11 protein-coding genes are annotated in these 10,874 nt (G+C 67.6%); 2 read left to right on the top strand and 9 right to left on the bottom strand.

The annotated features are described in order from the left end of the window. Nucleotides 1–599 (top strand): IS481 family transposase (locus BLS52_RS07275; protein WP_139186234.1); only part of this gene is annotated, 599 nt, incomplete at its 5' end. On the opposite strand, the gene BLS52_RS07270 is transcribed toward BLS52_RS07275, so the two are convergent. The 6 genes from BLS52_RS07270 to BLS52_RS07245 form a co-directional block, all read right to left on the bottom strand. Beyond that, nucleotides 596–1,054 carry an SRPBCC family protein gene (locus BLS52_RS07270; protein ID WP_090585496.1) on the bottom strand — a complete coding sequence of 153 codons (459 nt, stop codon included), beginning with the start codon at nucleotides 1,052–1,054 and terminating at the stop codon, nucleotides 596–598. The genes BLS52_RS07275 and BLS52_RS07270 overlap by 4 nt on opposite strands. Nucleotides 1,055–1,175: 121 nt before the next feature. Further along, on the bottom strand, nucleotides 1,176–1,937 hold the full coding sequence (locus BLS52_RS07265; RefSeq protein WP_090585494.1) for an amino acid ABC transporter ATP-binding protein: 762 nt from the start codon (nucleotides 1,935–1,937) through the stop codon (nucleotides 1,176–1,178). After that, nucleotides 1,924–2,589, bottom strand: a complete 666-nt coding sequence (locus BLS52_RS07260; protein WP_173400909.1) for an amino acid ABC transporter permease — start codon at nucleotides 2,587–2,589, stop codon at nucleotides 1,924–1,926. The genes BLS52_RS07265 and BLS52_RS07260 overlap by 14 nt, the downstream gene beginning before the upstream one ends. A gap of 95 nt (nucleotides 2,590–2,684) precedes the next feature. Continuing rightward, on the bottom strand, nucleotides 2,685–3,515 hold the full coding sequence (locus BLS52_RS07255; protein WP_090585492.1) for an amino acid ABC transporter substrate-binding protein: 831 nt from the start codon (nucleotides 3,513–3,515) through the stop codon (nucleotides 2,685–2,687). Between the two features lie 176 nt (nucleotides 3,516–3,691). After that, nucleotides 3,692–3,955, bottom strand: coding sequence for a hypothetical protein (locus BLS52_RS07250; protein ID WP_051470659.1), 264 nt, complete (start codon nucleotides 3,953–3,955; stop codon nucleotides 3,692–3,694). 75 nt (nucleotides 3,956–4,030) lie between these two features. After that, a complete protein-coding gene (locus tag BLS52_RS07245; protein WP_090585539.1) occupies nucleotides 4,031–4,627 on the bottom strand; it encodes a LysE/ArgO family amino acid transporter in 597 nt (198 codons plus the stop codon). 70 nt (nucleotides 4,628–4,697) lie between these two features. Between BLS52_RS07245 and BLS52_RS07240 the strand changes: the two genes are divergently transcribed. Next, nucleotides 4,698–5,564 carry a LysR family transcriptional regulator ArgP gene (locus tag BLS52_RS07240; protein WP_090585490.1) on the top strand — a complete coding sequence of 289 codons (867 nt, stop codon included), beginning with the start codon at nucleotides 4,698–4,700 and terminating at the stop codon, nucleotides 5,562–5,564. 122 nt (nucleotides 5,565–5,686) lie between these two features. Here BLS52_RS07240 and BLS52_RS07235 read toward each other — a convergent pair whose 3' ends face one another. The 3 genes from BLS52_RS07235 to nirB all read right to left on the bottom strand — a co-directional run bounded on the left by BLS52_RS07235 (nucleotide 5,687) and on the right by nirB (nucleotide 10,700). Next, nucleotides 5,687–6,886, bottom strand: coding sequence for a uroporphyrinogen-III synthase (locus BLS52_RS07235; protein ID WP_090585537.1), 1,200 nt, complete (start codon nucleotides 6,884–6,886; stop codon nucleotides 5,687–5,689). 86 nt (nucleotides 6,887–6,972) lie between these two features. After that, entirely contained in the window at nucleotides 6,973–8,076 is a 1,104-nt protein-coding gene (gene cobA, locus BLS52_RS07230; RefSeq protein ID WP_090585488.1) for a uroporphyrinogen-III C-methyltransferase, read from the bottom strand. After that, nucleotides 8,073–10,700 (bottom strand): nitrite reductase large subunit NirB, encoded by a 2,628-nt coding sequence (gene nirB, locus BLS52_RS07225; protein WP_090585486.1) that lies wholly within the window; start codon nucleotides 10,698–10,700, stop codon nucleotides 8,073–8,075. Before nirB ends, cobA begins: the two co-directional genes overlap by 4 nt. Between the last annotated feature and the right edge of the window lie 174 nt (nucleotides 10,701–10,874).

The following is a 10,874-nucleotide window of genomic DNA, read 5'->3' as shown; positions in this document are numbered from 1 at the left end:
GGGTCATCCGCCGCTACGAACACGCCGCGCCCGGGGAGCTCGTGCACGTGGATATCAAGAAGCTCGGGAGGATCCCCGACGGCGGAGGGCACAAAGCCCTCGGCAGGGCCGCCGGGCGCCGCAACAAGGTCGGCACCCAGCGCAACCGCCGCCCCGGGTATCACTTCATTCACAACGCCGTCGACGATTACTCACGCTTTGCCTACTCCGAGATCCTCACCGATGAGAAGAAGGAAACCGTGGCCGCGTTCTGGAACCGCGCCAACACCTGGTTCGAGTCTCGCGGGATCACCGTCCAGCGAGTCCTGACCGATAACGGCAATGGATACCGATCCCGTGCCTTCGCCGACGCCCTCGGACCCCGCATCAAACACAAGCGCACCCGCCCTTACCGGCCGCAGACCAACGGTAAGGTCGAACGCTTCAACCGCACCATACTCGAAGAGTGGGCCTATGCCACCACCTACCGGTCAGAAGCCGAGCGTGTTGCCGCGTTTCCGGCCTGGCTGCATCATTACAATCACCACCGAGGCCACACCTCACTCAAAGGTCAGCCACCAGCCAGCCGCGTCACCAACCTCTCAGGGCAATACAGCTAGAGCGACTCCGCCTTCGCCGCGATTTCCGCGAGGTCCTTCGCGAGGGCCTTGCGCGTGGCGAGCAGGCCGAGCTTCCCGAAGAGCGCCATCGCGATTTTGGTGGCCCGCGAGGGATCGACCATCTCGGCGCCGAAGGTCATGGTCAGGTCCGTGCCGCCGTCGCGCTCGGTGAGGGTCATTCGGGAGGTGTAGTCGGCCTTGCCCTGGAGTGCCTTCACCGTGGTACTGCGGGGCGGATCCGCCTGCGACACCCACATTTCCACGGTCTCGGAGCGGCCCATCATGGTGCGCGTTTCCTTCCAGCGGGTTCCCTCGCCGTAGGGGCCGTCGCTGAGCATCTCGATCCGGTTGACGCCTGAGAGGGTGTCGGCCGAGGCGGGAATGTCGGTGATAACAGCCCAGACCTTTTCCGGGGAAGCGTTGACGTGCCGGGTCAGGCTTACTGTGTGGTCCATGGCATCGAGCCTAGCCGCCGCCGGTCCCATTGAGCTGCTACGCCCAGCGGGAAGGAACGGTTCGTTCCCACTGGAACGCGCCACTCAGTGGGATTAACGGGCCCAGGGTTGAAGAACCCGCCTAGAAGGGGTGGAGGAGGCGGTGCACAAAACGCCTGGTCCGCTCCTCGGACGGGTTGCGCAGCACCTTCTCGGGCGGACCGTGCTCAACCACCACGCCGCCGTCCATGAACACCACCTCGGTGGCCACCTCGCGGGCGAACGCGAGCTCGTGGGTGACGAGGACCATGGTCCAGCCCTCGTCGGCCAGCTCCTTGATGACGGAGAGCACTTCGCCCACGAGCTCCGGATCCAGTGCGGACGTCGGCTCGTCGAACAGCAGCAGCGTCGGCTTCAGCGCCAGCGCCCGGACAATGCCCACGCGCTGCTGCTGTCCGCCGGAGAGCTCATGCGGGTACTGGTCCTTTTTCTCCGCGAGGCCGACGCGGCGCAGCAGGTCCTCGGCGTCACGCACGGCCTCGGCCCGGGGGCGCCGCTGGACCTGCACCGGTCCCTCGATCACGTTCTCCAGCACCGTCATGTGGGGGAAGAGGTTGTAGTGCTGGAACACCATGGCGCTGCGGTCGCGCAGGGCCATGAGCTGGCGCTTCGGCACGTTGCTGCCGAAGTCTACGGCGGGACCGCCCTCGAAGGTGACCCGGCCGGCGTCGGGAATTTCCAGCCCGTTCAGGGAGCGCAGCACGGTGGTCTTGCCGGAGCCGGAGGGGCCCACCAGCGCGACCACGCCACCGGAGGCAACCGAGAGGTCGATCGAGCGGAGCACCTCGTTGTCCCCGAAGGACTTCCGCAGCCCCTCGACTTTCAGCACATCAGTGGGCGACATAGCGGTCCAGCCTCTTCTCCAGTCGGGACTGTCCAGCCGAGAGGACAAGACAGAAGACCCAGTACACGGCCGCGGCCTCAATGTAGAGCAGCATGAACTGCTGGCTGAACGCGGCGATCTCCTGGGCCTGGCGGAACAGCTCGGTGACGAGGATCAGTGACGCCAGCGAGCTGTCCTTCACCAGTGAAATGAAGGTGTTCGACAGCGGCGGGACCGACACCCGGGCCGCCTGCGGGAGGATGATCCGCCGCAGCGCCAGTGTGCGGGACATGCCGATGGTGTGCCCGGCCTCCCACTGCCCGCGGGGGACGGACAGGATGGCGGCGCGGATGATCTCGGCCGCGTAACCGCCCACGTTGAGCGAGAACGCGATGATCGCACTCGGCCATGGGTCGATGGTCAGCCCGATCGAGGGCAACCCGTAAAAAATGACGAACAGCTGAACCAGCAGTGGCGTACCGCGGATCACCGACACGTACGCCCGGCCGATTCCGGACACCAGCCGGTTGGCGCTGAGCCGCATGAGCGCCACGAGCAGGGCCAGCATCAGGCCGAAAGCGAACGACGCCAGCGACAGCGGAATGGTGCCGGTGAGCCCGCCCTGGACCAGCGGCCAGAGTGAGGTCAGGGCGAGATCCCAGTCAATGTCCATGAGTTCCTACGCTATCGAAGGTGGGCGGGTAACGGGTGTCCGCACAGACTGACGGCGGGCGCCCGTGAAGGTGCCCGCCGTCGTCGTCGTGGTGGTTATTCTGCGCTGACGTCTTCGCCGAAGTACTTCTCGGAGATCTCGGCCAGCGTGCCGTCTTCGCGCAGCTCCTCCAGGGCCGAGTTGACGGCCTCGACCAGGTCATCGCTGCCCTGAGGGAACGCCAGCGCGCTGCGGGACTGCTCCTCGGTCTCCGCGGCGATCTTGATGTTCTCGTTCGGGGTGGACTTCTGGTAGTCGAGGAAGGTCAGCTCATCGTTGATCGTGGCATCCACGCGGCCCTGCTCGAGGAGGGTGACGGACTGCGCCCAGCCCTCAACGGCCTCGATCTCGGCGCCGCTTTCCTCGGCCAGCTCGTACCAGTTGCTGGTGAGCGACTGCGCGGTGGTCTTGCCCTCGAGATCCTCGAAGGACGTGATCTCGCTGTTGTCAGCCGAGGTCACGATGACGCCGTTGCTGTAGGTGTACGGCACGGAGAACGAGTAGGTTTCCTCGCGCTCCGGGGTGATGGAGACCTGGTTGGCGATGACGTCGAAGCGGCCTGCCTCAAGCCCGGCAAAGATGGCGTCCCACTGGGTCTCCTCGAACTCAGCCTCAACGCCGAGCTTCTCCGCGACGGCGGTGATGACCTCGACGTCGTAGCCGGTCAGCTCGCCGGCGCCGCCCTCGTGGAAGGTGAAGGGCTTGTAGGTGCCTTCGGTTCCGACGGTCAGTACACCGGACTCCTGAATCTCAGCGAGGGTGGTGCCGCCGGTGGACTCGGAGGCGCCTTCGGACGCGGTGTCGGAGGAGGCTGATGAACCGCAACCGGCAACCGCAAGGAGGATGGCGGTCGCGGCGCCGAGCAGCGGAAGACGGCGAGAAATCATGGGGATATCCTTTTACGCTGTGAATGGGATGCCCGGGTGCGGGCAGCTATCCATTCCAGCAGTCGACGGCGCACACTTATTCCCCTCTGTCACACTGCGTAACATTCGGGCCGGGTGCGCCCGCAGACGCGACTGGGGGCCCGCACAGCGGACCCCCAGTCGACCAATTGCCGGATTCAGGCCTTGCGGTCGCCCTTCGCCATCCGCGGTCCGGTGTCGGACCGGCCGAGGATGGTCTGGGGAATCCAGAACGCCAGGAAGAAGAGTGTGAGACACACCGCAAACGGCCAGACGTTGGTCTTCTCGAAGAACGTCAGCGAGTAGATCGACAGCGCAAAGAGAATGAACATCACCGCGAAGGCGACGATGTTGGTCAGCAGGTGTCCATCGCCGGAGTGGGTCGGGCGCTTTTCGCGCGGTTGGCGTACCGGGTGTGCCATGAGTCTCCTCGTGTCTGATGCGTGGCGTGTTTCCCTAACTCTATCGTTCGGCGCGGGCCGATGCTGCGCCGCGGTTCACCCCAGAATCAGCTTGATGGCGAGGCCCAGCATCACCACGCCGATGACGCAGTCCACCACCCGCCAGGTACGCGGACTGTTGAGCACTCCGGACAGTGCGCGGGCACCGTAACCGAGAGCACAGAACCAGAGAATGCTGCCGACGACGGCGCCGGCCGCGAACACCCACCGCGTCCCGTTTTCCTGCTGGTTGGCCAGGCTGCCCAGGAGCACCACAGTGTCCAGGTAGACGTGCGGGTTGAGATAGGTCAGCGCGAGGGTGGTGGCGACCACGGACCCCCGGCTGCGCGGTGCCTCGGCCGTGAGGGCCGCCGGTTTGAAGGCGGACCTGAAGGACCGGACGGCCCACCACGTCAGGTACGCGGCGCCGCCCCAGCGCAGGAGGGCCAGTGCAACGGGGAAACGGGACACGAGCGCGCCGATTCCGGCTGTGCCGCCGAGGATCAGGAGCGCGTCACTGACGATGCAGAGCGCCACCACAACGCCCACGTGTTCCCGGCGGATGCCCTGGCGCAGCACAAAGGCGTTTTGTGCTCCGATGGCGATGATGAGGGCGAGCCCGGTGAGGAGGCCGGTGCCCCAGATACTCAGCATGGCGTCAACGGTAGCCAGCGCACCGGATGTAGACAAACAAAAGAATTGCAAGATGCATTAGATTTGCTTCATGCAATTCGAACAGCTGCGGGCCCTGGCGGCAATCATCGACGAGGAGTCCTTCGAGGGTGCCGCCGACGTTCTGCGGGTCACGCCCTCGGCCGTCAGCCAGCGCATCAAGGCGCTCGAAGCGTCGGTGGGCCAGGTGGTGGTGCGCCGGGGCACACCCTGCACGCCGACGGAGGCAGGATCAGTGCTGCTGCGCATGGCCCGGCAGGTACAGCTCATCGAGGCGGAGACCCGTGCGGCGCTGGGCCAGGGTGTTGCGGCCCGGACCGTCACCCCGGTGGCCGTCAACGCCGATTCGCTGGCCACCTGGTTTGTGCCCGTGCTGGGGGAAGCGGCGGGATGGGCGGACACCACGCTGGACCTGCGCGTCGAGGACCAGGACCACAGCAGCAGGCTCCTCCGCCAGGGTGACGTTCTCGGTGCTATCACCTCCGACCCGGCGCCGGTCAACGGCTGCCGCGCGGAACTCCTCGGCTCCATGCGCTACCTGCCCGTGGCCACGCCGGACCTGCACCGGCGGTTCCGGAAGGACGGCGGCGCCGACTTCACCCGCCTGCCGATGATCCAGTTCAACGCCAAGGATGACCTGCAGCAGCGGTTCCTGCAGGCCCGCGGCGTCAGCCAGCCCCCGCCGCGGCACCTCATTCCGTCCTCCGAGGGCTTCCTCGCAGCCCTTCGCGCCGGCCTGGGCTGGGGCATGATCCCCGAGCTGCAGCTGGAGGCTGATCTGACGGACGGCACCCTGGTGCTGCTGGAGGAAGATGCCGAAGAAAATGTGCAGCTGTACTGGCAGACCTGGACCCTGAACTCGGAGCGCCTCAACCGGCTCACGGAGGCGATCCGCAGGGCGGCGCACCTCCTGCGCTGAACCCCCTCTGCGCTGAACCCCCTCTGCGCTGAACCCCCTGCGGGATCCCCCTTGCGTTGAGTTGGCAGGACACGCCGTTAATCCCCGCCTATAAGGGGTGTGTCCTGCCAACTCAACGCGGGTTAGATCTGCAGCCGGTACCCGCGCTTGATGACCGTCCCCACCAGGTTCGGCTCCGGCAGGGACTTCCGCAAGCGGCTGATCGTCATGTCGAGGGCATGTTCACCGGCGTCACCGGGCAGCACCCCGACAAGCTGCTCGCGGGACAGGACCGCGCCGTTGGCCTCGACCAGTGCCCGGAAAAGGCTCATCGGAGCCGGCGCCAGCTCCACGGCGTTCCCGTCGATCCGCAGGTTCTTCCCGCGCAGCTCGATCAGCCCGTAACGGCTCGGATACTGCAGCACCCGGTGCTGGCCGAGGTATTCACACACCAGCCGGATCAGCGCGCCCATCCGGTACCGCTCCGGAATCAGCGGCGAGATACCCGCCTCCACCAGCGGTTGGGCGGTCACCGGCCCGACGACGGCGGCCGCCACCGGCCCGCGCAGCGCCTGCACGAACTCCTCCCGGCAGCCCATCTCCGAGGCCGTACTCAGCACCGCGTCGACGGCCGGCGCACTGGTGAACGTGACGACATCGAGCCCGCCGTTGCAGACGGTTTCGATGAGCCGGGGCAGCTGGTCCGAACCGGCGGGCTTGACCCAGCGGTACGGCGTCGCGGTCAGGACGGAGGCACCGGCCTGCCGCAACCGGTCCAGCTGACGGTAATCGGTGTAGCCGTGGAGCTGGACCGCGACGGTCTTTCCCCGCAGGTCGAGCCCGAGCATCATGTTCACCAGCGACGCCGTGGTCTCATCGTGGCTGATTCCGACATCCGTCAGCCCGGCCGCTCGCACGGCTCCGCGGGCCTTGGGTCCGCGCACGTAGATCTTCGACGTCCCAAGCACGTCCAGCAGCGCGTCGCCTACCCCCGCGGCATCCGCAGCCTCGGACCAGCGGCGCAACCCGTACGCGGTGGTGACCACGGCGTAGTCCGGCCGGGCCGCGATGATCCTGCGGGTGTCCTCGATCAGCGGCAGGTCAGCGGCAACCGGGGCGATCTTCAGCGCCGGCGCGTGCAGCACCCTGGCGCCGCGCCGCTCGAGGGCGTCAATCAGGTCACCCGAGCGGCGGTCCGAGGTCACCCCGATCCGGAATCCGGCCAGCGATCCGTCAGCCGAAACCGCCGAAGCGTCGGTAGCCACCGGCGCGGTCAGGGGCGCCGCCGTCACGACGCCACCATCGGAGGCGTCAGGACGTGTCACCGGCGCCGACACTGGCATGACGCCACCATCGGAGGCGCCAGCGCCTGTCACCCGCGCCGACACCGTCATGACGCCACCATCGGATGCGCCAGCACCTGACACCGTCATGACGCCACCATCGGAGGCGTCAGGACCTGCTCAAGCGTGCTGGAAAAATCCCGGTGCTGCCGCACCACCTCACCGATCACGACGACGGCGGGAGAGGTGCAGCGCGCCAGGCCGGCAGCGGTCACGGCTTCCCCGAGGTTCGTCACGGTGGTCCGCTGTTCGGGGCTGTACCCCTTCTCCACGATCGCCACGGGCACGGTGGACGCCAGCCCCGCCCGGCGCAGGCCGGACGTCAACTGCGGAAGCGTGCCGATTCCCATCAGGACCACGATAGTGCCGCCGAGCTTCGCCAGTGCCTCAAGCTCCTGCTCCGTGAGCGGTTGATGACCTGAGATGACGGTGAACGCGTGGGCCACCCCGCGGTACGTTACCGGGATGCCCGCAGCGGCCGGCACGGCGATGGAGCTGCTGATCCCAGGCACCGTAGTGACCGGGATGCCCTCGGCGGTGCAGGTGTTGACCTCCTCGCCGCCGCGGCCGAACACGAACGGATCGCCGCCCTTCAGCCGGACCACATGGTGTCCCTCGCGGGCCTTCGCGACCATCAGCTTCTCGATGTCCGTCTGGCTCACGGGGTGGTGCCCGGGCGTCTTTCCAACATCGATCAGTTCCGCGCCGGGCGCCAGCTGCGCCAGTGTCCGGTACGGTCCCAGCCGGTCATAAAGTACGACGTCGGCCTCCCGCAGCGCCTGCTTTGCCCGCACCGTGAGGAGGTCCTCCACACCCGGACCGCCGCCGATCAGGGTGACCCGGCCGCCCACCGCGGCGGGTTCCTCCGACGAGGTGAGGATCCGGCGCTCGCGGCACGCCTCGCGCAGCGGTGCCCAGCTGTCCCCACTGACGGAACCGCCGTCGTCGTGCCTGATGAGAGTGCCATCTGTGAAAGGGCCGTCCGTGGACGGACCGTCCACCACCACGGCGAGGCTCACCGCGTCCAGCAGCCGCGGATGGAACTGCTCCGGCGCCGCAATGCGGCGGACGGTCGCGCCGCCGGCACTGTAGCGGCGCACTGTGCGGCGGGCGGCCGCCGTCGTGCCTGCAATGAGGACGGTCAGTCCGGCGCAGTCGAGGGTGAGTTCGGTGCCAGCTGAGGTGGTCATTCTGCGGCCTCCAGATCCTTCGACATGCCCGGGCGGACGGGGATGCCGGCGCCGAGCAACACCGGACCGGTACCTGCCTGCGCGGCGGCGCGTTCCTCCTCGGTGGCCGGGCGGATCTGGCCGCGCTCGGGAACGTTGGCGATCCAGTCGTCCTTCTCGTGCGGTGCGTTGACGAAGGAGCGGAACCGGCGCAGCCGCTCGGGGTCCTTCAGGGTGGCGGCCCACTCGTCCTCGTAGTTGTCGATGTGACGGGCCATCGCTGACTCAAGGTCTTCGGCGATGCCGAGGGAGTCGTTGATGATGACGTCCTCAACGTGCAACAGGCCGCCGTCGAGCTCTGCCTGCCAGGCCGCGGTGCGCTGCAGCCGGTCGGCGGTGCGGATGTAGTACATGAGGTAGCGGTCGATGTAGCGGATGAGGGTGTCGTCGTCGAGGTCCTTGGCGAGCAGCTGCGCGTGGGCGGGCGTCGCGCCGCCGTTGCCGCCGACGTACAGGTTCCAGCCGTCCGACGTGGCGATGATGCCGACGTCCTTGCCGCGGGCCTCGGCGCACTCGCGGGCACAGCCAGAGACGCCGAACTTCAGTTTGTGCGGGCTGCGCAGGCCGCGGTAGCGCAGCTCCAGGTTGATGGCCATGGCCACCGAGTCCTGGACGCCGAACCGGCACCAGGTGGATCCGACGCAGGACTTCACGGTGCGCAGGCTCTTGCCGTAGGCCTGGCCGGACTCGAAGCCGGCCTCGACGAGGATCTTCCAGATCTCGGGAAGCTCCTCCAGCCGGGCGCCGAACATGTCGATGCGCTGGCCGCCGGTGATCTTGGTGTACAGGTTGAAGTCCTGCGCCACCTTCGCGATCACGCCCAATTTCTCCGGGGTGATCTCGCCGCCGGGGATACGCGGCACCACCGAGTAGGTGCCGTTTTTCTGCATGTTGGCGAGGGCGCGGTCGTTGGTGTCCTGCAGGATGCCGCGGCCGCCGTCGAGCACGTACTCGGCGCGCTGCGAGGCGAGGATGGAGGCGATGACGGGCTTGCAGATGTCGCAGCCGAGCACACCGGCCTCCGGGATGCCGAAGCGTTCGATGATGCCCTCGAAGCTGTCGAGCTCCAGGACCCGGACGGCCTCGAAGAGTTCGGGGCGGGACATGGTGATGTGCTCGCAGAGGGCCTTGGAGACCTCGATGCCGCTCTTCTTCAGCTCGCCCTCGAGGAGCTTCTTGAGCATCGGCACGCAGGAGCCGCAGCCGGTGCCGGCCTTGGTGCAGCCCTTCAGCGGGCTGAGCTCGCGGACCGGCTCGGAGCCCTCGCAGGTGCCGCAGCCGTTGACGGCGTCGCGGATGGACCCGGCGGAGACGTTGTTGCAGGAGCAGAGGATGGCGTCGTCGGGCAGTTCGGTGTCCGGTGCCTCGCCGCCGCCGGCCGCGGACAGGTACGCGCCGGGCTCGGTGCTCAGCTCGCGGCCGAGGAGCGGCCGGAGTGCGGTGTACGGGGAGGCGTCGCCGACGAAGATGCCGCCGAGGAGGGTCTTGGCATCATCGGTGACCACGAGCTTCTGGTAGAGGCCGCGGGCCGGATCAGCGTAGACGATCTCGAGGCTGTGCTCGGTCTTCGCGAAGGCATCGCCGAAGCTGGCAACCTCCACGCCGGAGAGCTTGAGCTTGGTGGCGGTGTCGAAGCCGGGGAAGGTGGCGGTGCCCCCGTGCAGCCGGTCTGCGACGATCTCGGCCATGGTGTTCGCCGGTGCCACGAGGCCCAGGCACATGCCCTCGAAGCAGGCGACCTCGCCGATGGCCCAGATGCTCGGATCCTCGGTGGCGCAGGCGTCGTCGATGACCACGCCGCCGCGCGGGCCCATGGTCATTCCGGCGTCACGGGGGAGCTCGTCCCGGGCCCGGACGCCGATCGCGACCACCACGAGGTCGGCCGGGATACGGCGTCCGTCGGCCATGTCCACGCCGGTCATCCGGCCGTCCTCCACCACAAACTCGGAAGGGAAGACGCCGCCGTGGACTGTAAGCCCCTTGGCGGTGATGAGCCGGTCAAGTGCCTGCCCGGCGCCCTCGTCCAGCTGGGTGTTCATGAGCCACGGTGCACCGTTGATGACCGCCGCCTTCGCGCCGAGGGACTGCATGCCGCCGGCCGCTTCGAGGCCCAGCAGGCCGCCGCCGATGACGACGGCGTCAATAGTGCGCCCATGCTCTTCCGTCAGGCGGGTGACTTCCGCGCGGAGGGTGCGGACGTCGTCGACCGTTCGGTAGACATGCGCGGCATCCATGCCCGGGAAGGGAAGGCGGGCGGCGTTGGAGCCGGTGGCCAGGACCAGCTGGTCGTAGGAGTGGATCTCGCCGGCCTCGGTGGTGACCGTGCGGGCTTCCCGGTCCAGGGAGACGGCGCGGGACCCGGTGGCCAGCGTGATCGCGGGGTGGTCCCACATGGTTGGCTCGCCGAGGGTGAGGTCGACGTCGTCGAGCAGTGCCTGGCTGAGCGCAACCCGGTCATACGGCAGCCAGGTCTCCTCGGTGAGGACGGTGACGGTGAAGCCGTCCAGGCCGCGGGCCGCCATCGCTTCGACGAAGCGGTGGGCAGCCGGGCCGCCGCCGACGACGAGGATCTTTTGCGTATTCATAAGGGACACCTTTCGCGCTGGGAGTAGTTCTCCGCACTCTGGTATCGAGCGTACGGACGCCCAGTTGCCCGGTGATTTCCCTTATGTAAACGAAGATTAACTTCACACTCACCCCCGGCCGGACCCTCGGTGAGGTGCGTTTTACGCGCCCGCAACACTTCGGGCGGGAAGGTG

Source organism: Arthrobacter subterraneus, assembly GCF_900099735.1.
Taxonomy (GTDB): Bacteria; Actinomycetota; Actinomycetes; order Actinomycetales; family Micrococcaceae; genus Arthrobacter_D; species Arthrobacter_D subterraneus.
Note: the sequence above shows the minus strand (reverse complement) of the source record. Positions and strands in the feature narration are given on the sequence as shown.